Genomic DNA, 16,019 nt, shown 5'->3' with positions numbered 1-16,019 from the left:
GTTCCACTGGAGCCCACATGGCCCGTTCCCCAACTGAGACTCTCGACCTGCCGGTACTGCCGCTGCGTGACGTGGTGGTGTTCCCGCACATGGTCATTCCGCTGTTTGTCGGCCGCGACAAGTCCATGCACGCGCTGGAACAGGCGATGGCGGCGGACAAGCGCATCCTGTTGCTGGCGCAGAAGTCGGCCGAGACCGACGATCCCACCGCCGCCGACCTGTACCAGGTGGGCACGCTGGCCCAGGTGCTGCAGCTGCTGAAGCTGCCCGACGGCACCATCAAGGTGCTGGTCGAGGGCCTGTCGCGGGTCAACGTCACCCAGGTCACCGAGCGTGACGGCGCGCTGCAGGGCATCGCCACCGAAATCGAATCGGACGAGTCGCGCGAGCCGCGCGAGATCGAAGCGATCGCCCGCTCGCTGATGTCGCTGTTCGAGCAGTACGTCAAGACCAACCGCAAGCTGCCGCCGGAGCTGCTGCAGACCCTGGCCGGCATCGATGAGCCCGCGCGCCTGGCCGACACCATCGCCGCGCACATCAGCGTGCGCCTGGCCGACAAGCAGCGTTTGCTGGAAACCCTGCAGATCGGCGACCGGCTGGAAATGCTGGTGGGCCTGGTCGACGGCGAAATCGACGTCCAGCAGATGGAAAAGCGCATCCGCGGCCGCGTGAAGTCGCAGATGGAAAAGAGCCAGCGCGAGTACTACCTCAACGAGCAGATGAAGGCCATCCAGAAAGAACTGGGTGACCTGGACGACGCGCCCGGCGAGCTGGACGAACTGGCCCGCAAGATCGCCGAGGCGGGCATGCCCAAGCCGGTGGAAACCAAGGCCAAGGCCGAGCTCAACAAGCTCAAGCAGATGTCGCCGATGTCCGCGGAAGCGGCGGTCGTGCGCAACTACCTGGACTGGCTGCTGGGCGTGCCGTGGAAGAAGCGCACCAAGGTGCGCAAGGACCTCAAGGCCGCGCAGGACACGCTGGATGCCGATCACTTCGGCCTGGACAAGGTCAAGGACCGCATCCTGGAATACTTGGCGGTGCAGTCGCGCGTGAAGCAGATGAAGGGCCCGATCCTGTGCCTGGTCGGCCCGCCCGGCGTGGGCAAGACCTCGCTCGGCCAGTCCATCGCCAAGGCGACCAACCGCAAGTTCGTGCGCATGAGCCTGGGCGGCGTGCGCGACGAGGCCGAAATCCGCGGCCACCGTCGCACCTATGTCGGCTCCATGCCGGGCCGCATCGTGCAGAACCTCAACAAGGTGGGCAGCAAGAACGCGCTGTTCGTGCTCGACGAGATCGACAAGATGTCGATGGACTTCCGTGGCGATCCGTCGTCGGCGCTGCTGGAAGTGCTGGATCCGGAGCAGAACAACGCGTTCAACGACCACTACCTGGAAGTGGACCTGGACCTGTCCGAAGTGATGTTCGTGGCGACCTCCAACTCGCTCAACATTCCCGGCCCGCTGCTGGACCGCATGGAAGTGATCCGCATCCCCGGCTACACCGAGGATGAAAAGCTCAACATCGCCATGCGCTACCTGGTGCCCAAGCAGCTCAAGGCCAACGGCCTGAAGCCGGAGGAACTGGAGATCGAAGCCGACGCCATCCAGGACATCGTGCGCTACTACACGCGCGAATCGGGTGTGCGCAACCTCGAGCGCGAAGTGGCCAAGATCTGCCGCAAGGTGGTCAAGGAAATCGCGCTGGCCGGCCCGGCCGGTCTGCCCAAGCCGGCCAAGACCAGCAAGAAGGCCGGTGCGAAGAAGAAGGCACTGGTGGTGGTCACCGGCAAGAACCTGGACAAGTACCTGGGCGTGCGCCGGGTTGATTTCGGTCGCGCCGAGGAACAGAACGAGATCGGCCTGGTCACCGGCCTGGCCTGGACCGAAGTGGGCGGCGACCTGCTGCAGATCGAATCGACCCTGGTTCCGGGCAAGGGCCAGCTGATCCTGACCGGCCAGCTGGGCAACGTGATGAAGGAATCGGCCTCGGCCGCCCTGTCGGTGGTGCGTTCGCGCGCCGAGCGGCTGGGCATCGACAACGAGTTCCTGCAGAAGCACGACGTGCACGTGCACGTGCCCGACGGCAGCACCCCCAAGGACGGCCCCAGTGCCGGCATCGCGATGGTGACCTCGCTGGTGTCCACGCTGACCAAGGTGCCGATCCGCGCCGAAGTGGCGATGACCGGCGAGATCACCCTGCGTGGCCGCGTCACGGCGATCGGCGGGCTGAAGGAGAAGCTGCTGGCCGCGCTGCGTGGCGGCATCACCACGGTGATCATCCCCGAGGAGAACCGCAAGGACCTGGCGGACATCCCGGCCAATGTCACCCGTGATCTGAAGATCATCCCGGTGAAGTGGATCGAAGAAGTGCTGGACCTGGCCCTGGAGACCCCGCTCACCCCGAAGAAGGCCAAGAAGGATGGGGCGCGCGTCACAGTGCGCGGCAAGAGCAAGACAGCTTCCAACACGCGCGTCAAGCATTGACATGTGCTGTCGAAATGCCCGAAACCCGCGTCGTTATTGGCTTTTCAGCTTGCGCGGGTAGGGGTGCACTGGTATAAAAGCACCACTCGCGAGTCAGTACGCACTGACGTCGGCGAATCGAGAACTTCACTGGCATCCGGCCGCAGTCTGGGTCGGATGCTTCACTGTCGAACATGCGGAATCCCCGCCAAAGGAGCTGTACAGAATGAACAAGACCGAATTGATCGACGCCGTTGCCGAGGCCGCCGACCTGACCAAGGCCGAGTCCAACCGCGCCGTCGATGCCGTCATCGCTTCCATCACCAAGGCCCTGAAGGGCGGTGACGCTGTGACGCTGGTGGGCTTCGGTACGTTCCAGGTTCGCGCGCGTGCTGCCCGCACCGGCCGCAACCCGAAGACCGGCGACACCATCAAGATCGCTGCATCGAACAATCCGTCGTTCAAGGCTGGCAAAGCCCTGAAGGATGCCGTAAACTAAGCGGCTTGCTGGGGTGCTTAGCTCAGCGGTAGAGCGTCTCCTTTACACGGAGAGGGTCGGGGGTTCGAAACCCTCAGCACCCACCACAGCACCGCAGTAAACGTTTGAAATTTGGAGCGGTAGTTCAGCTGGTTAGAATGCTGGCCTGTCACGCCGGAGGTCGCGGGTTCAAGTCCCGTCCGCTCCGCCAGTTTCAAGAAGGCCCCTGAGCAATCGGGGGCCTTGTTTTCTCCGCCGATGGTAGAGCTGACCGTTGGTCAGCTGGTAAAGCAGACCGTTGGTCGGCTGAAAAGGTTAAAACGCGGAGCGGTAGTTCAGCTGGTTAGAATGCTGGCCTGTCACGCCGGAGGTCGCGGGTTCAAGTCCCGTCCGCTCCGCCAGTTTTAAAAAAATCCTCGAAAAAAGCAGTCTTCGGGGTAGGTTTTCTGAATATCTTCGGATAGAATGAGCGCCTGCAAAGTTTCAAGCGCGGAGCGGTAGTTCAGCTGGTTAGAATGCTGGCCTGTCACGCCGGAGGTCGCGGGTTCGAGTCCCGTCCGCTCCGCCAATCTTTGAAGAGCCCCTGGTGCAAACCAGGGGCTTTTTTTTTGGTTTTTCTTCCCGCGGACGTGGGCGGTCTTGTTGCAAGGTCCGGAGCAGATGACGTGCATGGGATCGCGGCTCCGTTCGGCACTACTGCGAGCGTGAGGGCCCCGCAGCGGCCGGTAGGCCCCTGGCGCAAATGTCCCCCGGCCTGGCGGCCTCCTCCTTTATTTTGCCCAGGAGCCTACCGGCCGCTACGGGGCTCGGCTTGCGGTAAGGAGGGGAAGCCAGGCTTTTCTGGCGCTGTCGGTGGGTCGGGCCCAGCGCCCGATCCACCGACCACCGCGCCCGGAAAACTCCAGTACCACGCCGCTGGCAGAAGAAAGAAGAACCGGTTCTTCTGCGCGGCCAGCTGCCCCTGCCGGGATCGGTGTGATGGCGACATCCGGCGGCCCGCAGCCGTTGCGATGGCGGCGCCGCGCCTGCCTGCGATGGTTTTGGAGCCACGCCGGAAGCGGGTTACACTGCCCGGCTCGCCACTCAGGCCATGATTTTTCCCATGCTGCAGAAACTTCGCGACAAGACCTCGGGCTGGATCGTTACCGTGATCCTGGGGCTGCTGATGATTCCGTTCCTGTTCGTGATCGACTCCAGCTACCTCGGTGGCGTGGGTGCGCAGAACGTGGCCAAGGTGGCGGCACCGCCGACCTGGTGGCGCTCGGCGCCGTCGTGGTGGCCGATGTCGTTCCTGTGGCAGCACCACGAGATCAGCTCGCAGGATTTCCGCGTGCGTTTCGAACAGGCCCGCCAGCAGGCGCGCCAGGAGCAGGGCGAGAACTTCGACCCGCGCGCCTTTGAAAGCACCGAAAACAAGCTCGCCGTCCTGGACCAGATGATCGACGAACAGGTCGTGCGCCTGGCCGGTGAACAGTCCGGCATCGTCATCGGCGACAACGCCGTGCGCGAATACATCGCCGCGATCCCGGCCTTCATCGGCGCGGACGGCAAGTTCAACGACAACCAGTATCGCCTCGCACTGGCCGGTGGCAATCCGCCGCGTACCCCGACCCAGTTCGAGGCCCTGGTGCGCGAGAGCATCCAGCAGTCGGTGATTCCGTCAGCGCTGCAGGTGTCCGGTTTTGCCACCGCCGCCGAAGCCGAGCGCCTGCTCAAGCTGCTGGGCGAAACCCGCGACGTCGAACTGGCCGCACTGCCGGAACTGCCCGCCGACACCGCCGAAGTGACCGACGCGCAGATCAAGCAGTGGTACGACAGCCACACCAAGGATTTCCGCCAGCCGGAAACCGTGTCGCTGGAATACGTGGAAATCAACGGCGCCAACCTGCCCGCGGCCGCCCCGGCCGACGAAGCGGCCCTGCGCAAGCGCTATGAAGACGAGAAGGCGCGGTTTGCCACCCCGGAACAGCGCCTGGCCTCGCACATCCTGATTGCCGCCGATGGCAGCGACCCGGCCAAGCTCAAGGCCGCCGAAGAAAAGGCCACCCGCATTGCCGCCGACGCGCGCAAGCCCGGTGCCGATTTCGCCGCACTGGCCAAGGCCAACTCCGAAGACCCCGGTTCCAAGGAACACGGTGGCGATCTGGGCTGGGTCGAGCGTGGCGCGATGGTGAAGCCGTTCGAGGACGCGCTGTTCAACATGCAGGCCGGCGAAGTGACCGGCCCGGTCAAGACCGACTTCGGCTACCACGTGCTGCTGCTGCGCGAGAAGAAGGGCGGCGAAGGCCGTCCGTTCGAAGCGGTGCGCGACCAGCTCGCCGCCGAGGCACTCAAGGCCGACAACGAGCGTGCGTTCACCGACCTGAGCGGCCGCCTGGTCGACCTGGTGTACAAGAACCCGACCTCGCTGGAAGGCCCGGCCAAGGACATGGGCCTGCCGGTCCAGACCCTGGGGCCGTTCACCCGCACCACCGCCAGTGGCATCGCCGCCAACCCCGCCGTGCTGCGCGCCGCGTTCTCCGACGTGCTCACCCAGGACGGCACGGTCAGCGACCCGATCGAGCTGGAGCCGAACCACACCGTGATGATCCGCGTCACCGATCACAGCCCCGAGCAGGCGATGCCGCTGACCAAGGCGCGCGAGCAGGTGATTGCCGCCATCCGTGGCGAGCGTGTCCGTGTGGCGTCTGAGAAGGCCGCCGATGCGGTGCTGGCCAAGCTCAAGGCCGGCCAGACCCTGCAGGCCCTCACCGTCAGCGACAAGCTGCAGGTGACCCCGCTGCCGGGCCTGCCGCGTACCCAGCCGGTGCCGACCCCGGAAATCAACCGCGCCGTGTTCACCGCGGCACTGCCGGCCGACGGCAAGCCGAGCTACGGCAAGGTCGCCATGCAGGGCCGTTACCTGGTCTTCGCGGTGAACAAGGTCAATCCGGGCAACCTGGCCGAGATCCAGCCGGAGCAGAAGAAGGCCTTCACCGATCAGCTCAACCAGATCGATGGCATGGCCGCCGCCAAGGCCTACATCGACGCGATGCGCAAGCATTACAAGGTGCAGACCGAAGAGGCCAACCTGTAACCGAACCGGTTGCAGTGGCAGCAGAAGGCCCGGCATTGCCGGGCCTTCTGCGTTGTGGGGCAGGGCCGATGGCCTATGCGTCTGCGGCTGCGGTCATGCGCCGGCGCCGCGCCTTGGGCCCGGGTGGGTGTTCGGCCGGGGCGCACGGCTGGCCGAGGCTGGATCCATGGCGGCGCAACCTGTCGGCCGCGCCTGATGGCTCGCACGCTCGCTATGCCGGTAGGGTCGCGCCCCAGCCGACTGCCGACCCAGCCGATCAGCGCGATGGCGGCATGACCCGAACCGGCGCTGCCGTCCGCGGCAGACCCGCAGCATGCCGGCCCCCGGAAACGGCGATGCCCGGCAAGGCCGGGCATCGCAGGTACCGCATCGAACCGATCAGGCCGGCCGGGGCCGGCGTGTCGTATCAATCTTCCACGCGCAACACCGCCCCCGGCTTCAGCACGCTGCTGCCGGTAAGCCCGTTCAGCGACAACAGCGCCTTGAGCGGCATGCCGTAGCGGCGCGCGATGGTCCACGGCGACTCGCCGTCGCGCACGGTGTGGCGGCGGTTGCGCGGCCGGTCGGCACTGCTGGCCACGGTCCGGGCCGCGCGCGCGGTCGGCGCAGTGGCCTTGGCGGCCGGCGCGGTCTCGGTGCGGTCCGGGGACTCCACGGCGGCCACGGCGGCCATCACGGCTGCGCTGGCGTCGACGGGGGCGTGCGTGGCTGGTGCCAGCACCGTCACCTGGCCGCTGGGGCGGCCCTTGCCGCTCGCCAGTGCCGGGTTGAGCCGGGCAATCCGCGCCGGGTCCAGCGAGCGCTGTGCGGCCCACTGCTGGACGCTGGTGCCCGCGGGCAGGGTGTGGCCCTTCAGCACCGGCACGGTGCGGTCCAGCGAGGCCATCACGCCCGGCTTGGTTTCCGCGTTTTCCAGTACACAGGCCAGTGCGTGCAGCTTCTCGACGTAGGCATAGGTGATCGGCGACAGCCCCGGCAATTCGGCCGGGCGTGCGTTCTGCGCGTTCATGCCGGCCTTGCGCAGCGATTGCAGCACCCGGTACTCGCCGGCGTTGTAGGCCATGGTGGCCAGGCGCCAGTCGCCGCCGAACATGCCGTGCAGGGTCTTCAGGTAGCGCACCGCAGCCTGGGTGGAATCCACCGCAGACAGGCGGCCGTCGTAGCCCGGGGTCATCTGAACGCGGTGGTTCTTGGCGGTGGTGGCGATGAACTGCCACAGCCCGGCCGGGCCACTGCCATTGCGGGCATTGGGCCGGTAGCCGCTTTCCACGAACGGAATCAGCGCGAACTCGGTGGGCAGGTTGGAGCGGCGCAGTTCTTCGACCACGTAGCCAAACAGCACCAGGGCATCGTCATCGGTATTGGCCAGCCGTGACGGGGCGTGCGCGAACTGCTTCTGCCACCGCGGGCTGGTGGCCTCGGCGTTGCAGGTGGGTTCGGCCAGGCCATCGCGGAAGCTGGCGAAGATTTCCTGCCCGTTGCGCACCGATACCGGCGGCAGGGCGGCGGGGTCCAGGGGCAGCTGGGAGAGCCCGGCCACGTTCTGCGACATTCCCGCACTCAACGACTGGGCGCTCGCGCCACCGGCCAGGGACAGCGCCAGGCCGAGCGCGAGCGGCAACAATCGCCGGCTCATGTACCGAATCCGTCTTTCCAGCCGCGCAAGCCTGCGACGACATCGACTTCATCGGTGACGGGGCGACCCAGGTGGGCACTGACGGCCTGCTGGATCGACGGCGTTCCGGTACGCAGGAACGGATTGCAGTGGAGCTCGCTGGCCAGTGACACGGGCAGCGTAGGACGGTCATCGCGGCGCATGGCCAGGGCCTCCTCATGGCGCTGCAGCAACGCAGCGTTGGTGGGGTCGACATGCCGCGCGAAGACGGCATTTGACACGGTGTATTCGTGCCCACAGCACAGCAGCAGGTGCGGGGGCAGGGACGCCAGCTTGTGCAGGGATGCCAGCAGCTGGGACGGCGTACCTTCGAACATGCGGCCACAGCCCAGGCTGAACAACGCATCGCCACTGAAAAGATGTTCAGCGGTGTGAAACGCGATGTGGAACCGGGTGTGGCCGGGCACGGATACTACGTGGAACGTCTGGCCCGCTGCCTGAATGCATTCACCTTCCGCCACCCGGTGGGTGGCCATCGGGATGCGCGGATCGTCTGGCGCATACACCTCCAGCCCCGGATACCGGGCCTGCAGCGCCGCCACGCCGCCGATGTGGTCGTGGTGGTGGTGGGTGAGCAGAATCGCCGTGGGGGTCCATCCCTGCTGCGTTGCGGCAGCCAGGACGGGGGCGGCGTCGCCGGGGTCGACCACGACCGCCTGGCCGTCGTCGGCGACCAGCGCCCAGATGTAGTTGTCCGCAAATGCGGGTAGGGCAGTGAGTCGCATAGAATTGGACCATGCCCGCCACGCCGAGCCCCCGTCAAGCGTCAGTCGCATCCTGGTTTGATACTGAACCGGCACATGTGCTGTGCCAGTTGGAGTTCCAGCGGCTGACGCCGTTGCTGGCCGAGCGCCCGGTCACCCCATGGCTGTGGGTGGCCCCCACGGCCGCCTGGGCCGCCCTGCCGGACCTTCCCGGGCGCGGCCTGCGCCTGCATCGCGACGGCGCAGGCTTTGCCGGCGACACCCGCTGTGGCCTGCCGCTGCCGCTGCCCAACGAGAGCGTCAACGCCATCGTGCTGCAGCACGTGACCGCACGCGATGCCGAGCAGCTGATCGGCGAGTGCGAGCGGGTGCTGATGCCGGGCGGGCGGTTGTGGCTGTCCACGCTCAATCCGTTCAGCCCGTACCGCCGTCAGTGGCGCCAGCACGGCCTGGTGGTGCGCAGCCCGCAACGGTTGCGGCACACCCTGGAGCAGGCGGGCCTGACCTGTGACGGGCTGAGCTACCTGGGGCCGATGTGGCGTGACCGCGCCCCGGGCCAACGCAGCTTCGCGCCCCTGCGGGCGGCCTGCCTGTTCACCGCCGAGAAACGCACCCCGGCCCTGCCGGGACCTACGCCACTGCCGGTCCGTCGATGGCACGGCACCGTGGCGACCTGATCTGGACTGCAATGAAAACAATTGAAATACACACCGACGGTTCCTGCCTCGGCAATCCCGGCCCCGGCGGCTGGGCGGCCTTGCTGCGCTACAAGGCGCAGGAGCGCGAACTCAGCGGCGGTGAAGCACATACCACCAACAACCGGATGGAGCTGATGGCGGCCATCTCCGGGCTGGAAGCGCTGACCGAGCCGTGCAATATCGTGCTCTACACCGACTCGCAGTACGTCCGCCAAGGCCTGACCCAGTGGATGCCGGGCTGGATCCGCAAGAACTGGAAGACCGCCGGCGGCGACCCGGTCAAGAACCGCGAACTGTGGGAACGCCTGCACGCGGCCACGCTGATGCATACCATCGACTGGCGCTGGGTGAAGGGCCATTCCGGCGACCCCGACAATGAACGCGTGGACCAGCTGGCGCGCGACGCCGCGGTCCGGATCCGCGCCGCCGGCCCGGTACACTGAGCCCATGCGTCAGATCATCCTTGATACCGAAACCACCGGCCTGGAATGGCGGAAGGGCAACCGCATCGTCGAAATCGGCTGTGTGGAACTGCTTGAACGCCGCCCCAGCGGCAACAACTACCACCAGTACATCAAGCCGGACTGCGAATTCGAACAGGGCGCGCAGGAAGTCACCGGGCTGACCCTGGAGTTCCTGGCCGACAAGCCGGTGTTCGCCCAGATCGCCGAGGAGTTCCTCGCCTTCATCGACGGCGCCGAGCTGATCATCCACAACGCGGCCTTCGACATCGGCTTCCTCGACAACGAGCTGTCGTTGCTGGGTGACCAGTACGGCAAGATCACCGACCGCTGCACGGTGGTCGATACGCTGAAGATGGCGCGCGAGCGCTTCCCCGGCCAGCGCAACTCGCTGGACGCGCTGTGCAAGCGGCTCGGCGTGGACAACGCGCACCGCCAGCTCCACGGCGGCCTGCTCGATGCGCAGATCCTGGGCGATGTCTACATCGCGCTGACCTCGGGCCAGGAGGAGATCGGCTTTGGTTCGGCCGATGACGGGCAGCGCGGCACCGCGCATGCGCAGGCCTTCGACACCTCGCGCCTGCTGCCGCGCCCGCGCGTGGTGGCCACGGCGTCCGAGCTGGAGGCGCACGAAGCGCGGCTGGCCAAGCTGCGCAAGAAGGCCGGCCATGCCATCTGGGATGGGCCGAAGGTGGAAGAGGCGGTGGCGTAAATGCATCGCGACCAACGGTCGCGATCCACACACCGGTCGTGATCCACACACCGGTCGTGATCCACACACCGGTCGTGATCCACCCGGTCGTGATCCACGCAACGGCCACTGTCCGCCCGGCCGCGATCCACATTACGGCCGTGATGCACCGGCCGTCGTGATCCACGCAATAAACCGGTAGGTCACGACCGTTGGTCGTGACCGGGGTCAATCAATGGCACCGCACCAGAATCACGGTGATGTTGTCCGACCCACCGCCATCCAGCGCGGCCGCCACCAACGTGTCCACACATTCCTGCGCGCTGGCGTCATCGAAGGCCAGGGTGCGGGCGATGCCGGTGTCCTCCACTTCCTCGGTCAGCCCGTCGCTGCACAGCAGCAGCTGCATGCCCGGGCGCAGTTCGCCGGTGGTGGTGGCCACGTTCAGGTGCGCCGGGTCGGTGACCCCCAACGCCTGGGTGACCACGTTGCGGTGCGGGTGCGCGCGTGCCTGCTCGGCGGTCAGGTTGCCCTGGGCCACCATTTCCTGCACCACGCTGTGGTCCTGGCTGAGCTGGGCCAGCTGGCCGTCGCGCCACAGGTAGGCGCGGCTGTCGCCGACCCAGGCCACCTCGTACCGGTTGCCCTGGACCCGCGCGGCCACCACGGTGGTGCCCATCGGCAGGCTGTCGTTGCGGCGGCGCGAGGTGCGGATGATCTCTTCATCGGCCACCCGGATGGCGTGCGCCAGCGTGGCGCCGTGGCGGATCTCGCGCACGATGGTCTCGCGCGCCAGCGCGCTGGCCACTTCGCCGCAGGCGTGCCCGCCCATGCCATCGGCCACCAGCCACAACGCCAGTTCGCCATCGCCGTAGTAGGTGTCCTCGTTGAGGTCACGGCGCAGGCCGGGGTGGGTGAGATGTCCGAATTCGATCATGGGTGGGCTGCAGCCAAAGGGACGTTGCGGGGGATAACGGCATGATCGCGGCCCGCCGGACATCCGGCAAGGCATCCATACAGAAGAAATTCACTTCGCCGGTGCGGAATGACTTGTCGTCAGCGCGTCCTGCCCGTATCATTCGCGTCCCGGTTCGCCGGGACCATCTGGAGAGGTGGCAGAGCGGTTGAATGTACCTGACTCGAAATCAGGCAGGCGTTTATAGCGCCTCGGGGGTTCGAATCCCCCCCTCTCCGCCAGATACAAAGAAAAAGGGCTGCCCGGTGGGCAGCCCTTTTTCTTTGTATCTGGCGCGGGATGCGACGGCGCTGTGCGCCGTCGCCCCAAACGCTGCTGTGCAGCGTTTGGGCCCGTCCCTTTGCCTGCCTCTCCCCGCCCCTGTCGGGGCAGCCCCTCAACAGAGGGGCTTGTTCCTCCAGAAAGGATGTGTGGGGTGAAGCGGACGGAAGAGCAGGGGAAGGGCGGGGAAGGGAGGCCGCGGCGGGTGGGGTTCTGGTGGGCGACGCAGGCGGTCCGTTCGGCGTGGATTGAATGCCGGGTCCGTTAAACTGGCGGCCTCACGTAACGGATGGCCCCCATGACCGCTGAAATCCTTGTTCCCGTGTCCTTTGGCGAGCTGCTGGACAAGATCTCGATCCTGCAGATCAAATCCGAGCGCATCGACGATGCGGCCAAGCTGGCCAACATCCACGCCGAGCTGAGCGCGCTGGACAAGACCTGGATGGCGCACCCGGCCGCGGTGAAGGACATCGCGCGCCTGCGTGCCGACCTGAAGGCGGTCAACGAGCGCCTGTGGGACATCGAGGACAACATCCGCCTGCAGGACAAGGCGCAGGCCTTCAACGAGGACTTCGTTGCGCTGGCCCGCAGCGTGTACCTGCAGAACGACGAGCGCGCCCGCATCAAGAAGGCCATCAACCTGGCGCTGGGCTCGAGCTACGTGGAAGAGAAGTCATACAAGGATTACGCGGCCCGGTAATGCCGGCCGCTGGCCGTCAACCACGACGCCGCAAGGTAGTGCCGGCCGCTGGCCGGCAACCCCGCATCGCCTGACGTCGGAGGACGTCGCCGGCCAACCGATTACCCGGGCCGGTGATCGGTCACGTAGCGCTCGAACGCCGCAATCCCGTCCTCCACCGTGATCAGCTGCATCACGTCGTCGAACTCGACCTTCGCGCCCCACTTCAGTTCGCTGGCCGGCTTGCCCAGGAATTTGCGCGCGGCGTCGTCGTAGCGGTCCACGCAGTAGCGCCGGTCGGAGTAGGGGCCGCTGCGGTGCGGGTTGCTGGCCGCGTGCAGGCCCAGCACCTTGGTGCCCATGGCGTTGGCGATGTGCATCGGGCCCGAGTCCGGGGTCATCACCAGTGCGGCGCGTGCCAGCAGCGCCGGCAGCTGCTTCAGTGTGTCCTTGCCCACCAGGTCCAGCGCCGGGGTATCCAGCTGGGCCAGGATGGCATCGCTCATGTCGCGCTCCAGTTCACTGCGGCCCCCGCACAGCACCACCCGCCAGCCGCGCGCGGTGGCATGATTGGCCACGGCGGCGTAGCGGTCGGCGTACCAGTTGCGGCGCACATGGCTGGAGCAGGGCGAAATCATCAGCACCGGGCGGCCATCGTCCTGCCACTGCGCCTGCGCCCATTCCACCGCGGCAGGCGGCACCGCCAGATCCCAGCTGACCTGCTGCTGGACGATGCCCAGCGGCTCGCTGAAGCTGCCGATCGCGTCCAGCACGTGGATGCCGGGGCGGTCGGGAATGCGTTCGTTGATGAAAAGCCCGTGAAGGTCCTTCGAGCGTGCCTTGTCGTAGCCGATGCGGCGCACGGCCGGCACGAACGCCGACAGCACATTGGCGCGGAAGGCCACCTGCATCTGCAGCAGCGCTTCGAAACGGCCGGGCGGGAAGGTCGCCTTCAGCGCGCGCATGCCGGCCAGGCCGGTCTTCTTGTCGTAGGGGTGGAAGACCACGCCGGGCAGGCCGTCGAGCAGTTTGTGCCCGGCGTTGTCGATGATCCAGTGCAGCGGCGTGCCCGGCCTGGCCTGCTGCAGGGTCCGCACCAGCGGCACCACGTGGGTGACATCGCCCAGGGCGGACAAACGCAAAAGACACAAGGAAGAGGACGTTGGTGCCATGGTGTTGTTAGACTCGAAGGAATGGTCGCATTCGACGCCAATGAAGCGCTGACGCCCTGCCGTGATGGACGCGGACTGGGTGCCATTCTGTTCGACCGCGAACGGCTGCGGCAAGCCGAGATCGAGTTGTTCTCGCCGGCCCACTGGGCCGAGCGGGCGCGGCCGGTCGGCGATGGCGGCCGCGGCGGCGCCTGGTTCGTCGATGCGCCGTTCGGCCAATGCGTGCTGCGCCAGTACCTGCGCGGCGGCATGGCGGCCAAGCTGAGCCGCGACGCCTACCTGTGGCGCGGCGCCGACCGCACCCGCAGTTTTGCCGAATTCCGCCTGATGCGCGCCCTGCGCGCGCTGAAGCTGCCGGTACCGCGCCCGATCGCCGCGTTCTACATGCGCGAGGGCATGCGCTACCGCGCCGCCATCCTGATGGAGCGGCTGGAGGGCGTGCGCTCGCTGGCCGACCGCGCGCTGGTCGCCGGGCGCGGCGCCCCGTGGGAAGAAACCGGCCGGCTGGTCGCGCGCTTCCACCGCGCCGGGCTGGACCACGCCGACCTCAACGCACACAACATCCTGTTCGATGCCAACGGCCACGGCTGGTTGATCGACTTCGACCGCGGCGTGCAGCGCATTCCGGCCACGCGCTGGCGCGAGCGCAACCTCAAGCGCCTGCTGCGGTCGCTGCTCAAGCTGCGCGGCGAGCGCAGCGTGGAAGACGTGGAAAAAGACTATGCACGGCTGCGCCGCGCCTACGACCTGGCCTGGAACCGGGGCTACTGATGGACTGGACACTGCGCTTCATGGGGGTCGGCAATGCGTCGGCCGTGCAGCTGGGCTCGCCGATGGCGGTGATCGAGCGTGACGGCCGGCCCTGGCTCACCATCGACTGTGGTGGGGAAGGCCTGACCGCCTTCCTGGCGCAGTACGGGCAGGTGCCGCAGGCGCTGTTCGTCACCCATGTGCACCTGGACCACGTGGCCGGTTTCGAGCGATTGTTCGTGGATGCATATTTTTCGCCGCACCGGCGCGGGCGCATCCGCGTCTACGTGCCTGCCACGGTGGTGCCGCTGCTGCACAAGCGCGTGGCCGACTATCCCAACGTGCTGGCCGAGGGCGGCGCCAACTTCTGGGACGCCTTCCAGCTGATCGTGGTCGGCGATGCGTTCTGGCACGACGGGGTGCGCCTGGAAGTGTTCCCGGTGCGCCACCACTGGCCGGAAACCGCCTATGGCCTGCGCCTCAAGGGCGCGGTGACCTGGAGCGGCGATACCCGCCCGATACCGGAAATGCTGGCCCGCTACGCCGACGACAACGAACTGATTGCCCACGACTGCGGCCTGCACGGCAACCCCTCGCATACCGGCGTGGACGACCTGGAGCGTGAGTACAGCAGCGCGCTGCAGGCGCGGATGATGCTGTACCACTACGCCAGCGAGGCTGATGGGGCCGCGCTTCGCCAGCGCGGGCATCGCGTGGCGGTGCCGGGGCAATGCGTGGCGCTGGCCGCGCCGACCGCCCTGCACGTGCTGACGCAGGATCCGCCCTGAGCATGGCGCAGGCGACGGACAGCACCGCGCTTGCCGCCCATCTGGAAGCGCTCGAACGCGCTCTGCATGATCCGGTGGTGCGTGCCGATGCCGCGCGCCTGGACGCACTGCTCGATCCGGAGTTCAGTGAGATCGGCAGCTCGGGGACCTGTTACGGGCGCGCCGCCGCGCTGGCCGAGATCCCCGCCGAGCGCGCCGTGGTGGAGATCATCTCCGACGACTACCGCGTTTCCCTGCTGGCCCCGACCGTGGCGCAGGTCCGCTATTGCAGCTGGTATGTGGTTGACGGTGTACGCCAGCGCGCGGTGCTGCGCAGTTCGCTGTGGCGGCTGCACGACGCGGCGTGGCGCGTGCTGTTCCATCAGGGCACGCCGGCGTAGAGCCGACCGTTGGTCGGCTGACGTCGAATTCCGCGGAGCGTTGAGGGCAGCCGACCAACGGTCGGCGCTACGCCCGCGATGGCAGGGGCGCACAATGGCAGGGGCCCAAAAAGGTGGCGGCCCCGCCGGCTGACCTCGGCGCCCGCGTCGATCGATACCGTTGCTGCCTTCCGGCCCTGGCGGGATTTTCGACCTAGCGTCGCGAGGGGCCGACGGGGCCACCATAGAGACGTTCCAGGCACCGGGTGATCGAAATCAGCGGGTGCCGGAGGTGCAGTGCAGGGACAGCCCCGCAGTGCAGTCGCGCATTCTAGCGCATGCGCCGCGTGCAGTGCCAGCGGCGCGCCACTCAGCCGTCACGCTGCCACAGCAGCTGCAGGTCGCCATCGACGAAGCCCAGTCCGATGCCCTGTACCTGCGCGGTCAGGCGCGGGCCGAAGCGGGGCGTGGCCAGGGCCTGGAGCAACGCGGTGTGCAGCGCGGCCAGGCAGTCTTCCCAGTGGTGTCCGGTCAGCGAATAGGGCAATTCGATTTCGCGGACCTCCGGTGCCCAGACTTCATCACAGGCCCAGTCAGGATCCTGTGCATCGAAACGGTCGGTACCGACCAGTTCGATGCAGAAGCCGGCATCGTCGCCCGCCGCACCTTCGCTGAGATTGAATGACAGGCCCACCACCGCGTCGGGGAGTGGCGACTGCAGCGCCTGTTCCAGCCAAGGGGCGAGCGTCGAATCAAGCGTCATGCGGGCCTTCCTGCGTCAGGGCGGGT

General features: G+C 67.1%; 15 protein-coding genes, 5 tRNA genes and 1 other RNA gene. 15 read left to right on the top strand and 6 right to left on the bottom strand.

The annotated features are described in order from the left end of the window. Window positions 1-17 precede the first annotated feature (17 nt). From lon to AC1DCJ_RS14800, 7 genes are all read left to right on the top strand, one after another. Entirely contained in the window at window positions 18-2,483 is a 2,466-nt protein-coding gene (lon, locus tag AC1DCJ_RS14830; protein WP_137190915.1) for an endopeptidase La, read from the top strand. Window positions 2,484-2,688: 205 nt separating this feature from the next. After that, complete coding sequence (locus AC1DCJ_RS14825) at window positions 2,689-2,961, top strand: HU family DNA-binding protein (RefSeq protein ID WP_038690141.1); 273 nt, start codon at window positions 2,689-2,691, stop codon at window positions 2,959-2,961. 11 nt (window positions 2,962-2,972) lie between these two features. Then, window positions 2,973-3,047 (top strand) — tRNA-Val (locus AC1DCJ_RS14820). Between the two features lie 27 nt (window positions 3,048-3,074). Next, a tRNA-Asp gene (locus AC1DCJ_RS14815) sits at window positions 3,075-3,151 on the top strand. A 113-nt stretch (window positions 3,152-3,264) separates the two neighbouring features. Beyond that, a tRNA-Asp gene (locus tag AC1DCJ_RS14810) sits at window positions 3,265-3,341 on the top strand. A gap of 90 nt (window positions 3,342-3,431) precedes the next feature. After that, window positions 3,432-3,508 (top strand) — tRNA-Asp (locus tag AC1DCJ_RS14805). Between the two features lie 534 nt (window positions 3,509-4,042). Then, window positions 4,043-6,016 (top strand): peptidyl-prolyl cis-trans isomerase, encoded by a 1,974-nt coding sequence (locus tag AC1DCJ_RS14800; protein ID WP_478071292.1) that lies wholly within the window; start codon window positions 4,043-4,045, stop codon window positions 6,014-6,016. A gap of 406 nt (window positions 6,017-6,422) precedes the next feature. On the opposite strand, the gene AC1DCJ_RS14795 is transcribed toward AC1DCJ_RS14800, so the two are convergent. Both AC1DCJ_RS14795 and gloB read right to left on the bottom strand, forming a co-directional pair. Next, window positions 6,423-7,652 (bottom strand): lytic transglycosylase domain-containing protein, encoded by a 1,230-nt coding sequence (locus tag AC1DCJ_RS14795; RefSeq protein ID WP_038690138.1) that lies wholly within the window; start codon window positions 7,650-7,652, stop codon window positions 6,423-6,425. Then, the gene (gene gloB / locus AC1DCJ_RS14790; RefSeq protein ID WP_478071291.1) at window positions 7,649-8,416 is read right to left on the bottom strand and encodes a hydroxyacylglutathione hydrolase; all 768 of its coding nucleotides are present in this window, start codon (window positions 8,414-8,416) and stop codon (window positions 7,649-7,651) included. The genes AC1DCJ_RS14795 and gloB overlap by 4 nt, the downstream gene beginning before the upstream one ends. 11 nt (window positions 8,417-8,427) lie before the next feature. Between gloB and AC1DCJ_RS14785 the strand changes: the two genes are divergently transcribed. From AC1DCJ_RS14785 to dnaQ, 3 genes are read left to right on the top strand one after another with little or no spacing between them, the layout of a single operon-like run. Beyond that, entirely contained in the window at window positions 8,428-9,072 is a 645-nt protein-coding gene (locus AC1DCJ_RS14785; protein ID WP_137190912.1) for a class I SAM-dependent methyltransferase, read from the top strand. An 11-nt stretch (window positions 9,073-9,083) separates the two neighbouring features. Continuing rightward, window positions 9,084-9,536 (top strand): ribonuclease HI, encoded by a 453-nt coding sequence (rnhA, locus tag AC1DCJ_RS14780; RefSeq protein ID WP_038692460.1) that lies wholly within the window; start codon window positions 9,084-9,086, stop codon window positions 9,534-9,536. 4 nt (window positions 9,537-9,540) lie between these two features. Continuing rightward, window positions 9,541-10,266: a DNA polymerase III subunit epsilon gene (gene dnaQ, locus AC1DCJ_RS14775; protein WP_137190911.1), complete on the top strand. Its 726-nt coding sequence runs from the start codon at window positions 9,541-9,543 to the stop codon at window positions 10,264-10,266. A gap of 211 nt (window positions 10,267-10,477) precedes the next feature. On the opposite strand, the gene AC1DCJ_RS14770 is transcribed toward dnaQ, so the two are convergent. Next, a complete protein-coding gene (locus tag AC1DCJ_RS14770) occupies window positions 10,478-11,182 on the bottom strand; it encodes a PP2C family protein-serine/threonine phosphatase (RefSeq protein ID WP_038690130.1) in 705 nt (234 codons plus the stop codon). Window positions 11,183-11,351: 169 nt separating this feature from the next. Here AC1DCJ_RS14770 and AC1DCJ_RS14765 point away from each other — a divergent pair. Both AC1DCJ_RS14765 and AC1DCJ_RS14760 read left to right on the top strand, forming a co-directional pair. Then, window positions 11,352-11,442, top strand: a tRNA-Ser gene (locus tag AC1DCJ_RS14765). Window positions 11,443-11,780: 338 nt separating this feature from the next. Next, window positions 11,781-12,182: a DUF6165 family protein gene (locus tag AC1DCJ_RS14760; protein WP_038690128.1), complete on the top strand. Its 402-nt coding sequence runs from the start codon at window positions 11,781-11,783 to the stop codon at window positions 12,180-12,182. Between the two features lie 101 nt (window positions 12,183-12,283). On the opposite strand, the gene AC1DCJ_RS14755 is transcribed toward AC1DCJ_RS14760, so the two are convergent. After that, window positions 12,284-13,333: a glycosyltransferase family 9 protein gene (locus AC1DCJ_RS14755; RefSeq protein WP_478071290.1), complete on the bottom strand. Its 1,050-nt coding sequence runs from the start codon at window positions 13,331-13,333 to the stop codon at window positions 12,284-12,286. 21 nt (window positions 13,334-13,354) lie between these two features. Here AC1DCJ_RS14755 and AC1DCJ_RS14750 point away from each other — a divergent pair, with 21 nt between their 5' ends. From AC1DCJ_RS14750 to AC1DCJ_RS14740, 3 genes are read left to right on the top strand one after another with little or no spacing between them, the layout of a single operon-like run. Then, a complete protein-coding gene (locus AC1DCJ_RS14750) occupies window positions 13,355-14,104 on the top strand; it encodes a 3-deoxy-D-manno-octulosonic acid kinase (RefSeq protein WP_038690124.1) in 750 nt (249 codons plus the stop codon). Further along, a complete protein-coding gene (locus tag AC1DCJ_RS14745) occupies window positions 14,104-14,871 on the top strand; it encodes an MBL fold metallo-hydrolase (protein WP_478071289.1) in 768 nt (255 codons plus the stop codon). Before AC1DCJ_RS14750 ends, AC1DCJ_RS14745 begins: the two co-directional genes overlap by 1 nt. A gap of 2 nt (window positions 14,872-14,873) precedes the next feature. Beyond that, complete coding sequence (locus tag AC1DCJ_RS14740; RefSeq protein ID WP_478071288.1) at window positions 14,874-15,251, top strand: nuclear transport factor 2 family protein; 378 nt, start codon at window positions 14,874-14,876, stop codon at window positions 15,249-15,251. Between the two features lie 119 nt (window positions 15,252-15,370). Here the strand turns inward: AC1DCJ_RS14740 and ffs are convergent. Both ffs and AC1DCJ_RS14730 read right to left on the bottom strand, forming a co-directional pair. After that, window positions 15,371-15,467, bottom strand: an RNA gene (ffs, locus tag AC1DCJ_RS14735) — signal recognition particle sRNA small type. Window positions 15,468-15,600: 133 nt separating this feature from the next. Then, window positions 15,601-15,993 carry a hypothetical protein gene (locus AC1DCJ_RS14730; RefSeq protein WP_137190907.1) on the bottom strand — a complete coding sequence of 131 codons (393 nt, stop codon included), beginning with the start codon at window positions 15,991-15,993 and terminating at the stop codon, window positions 15,601-15,603. Window positions 15,994-16,019: the final 26 nt, after the last annotated feature.

The sequence above is a fragment of the Stenotrophomonas sp. 10N36 genome, from assembly GCF_056395005.1.
Note: the sequence above shows the minus strand (reverse complement) of the source record. Positions and strands in the feature narration are given on the sequence as shown.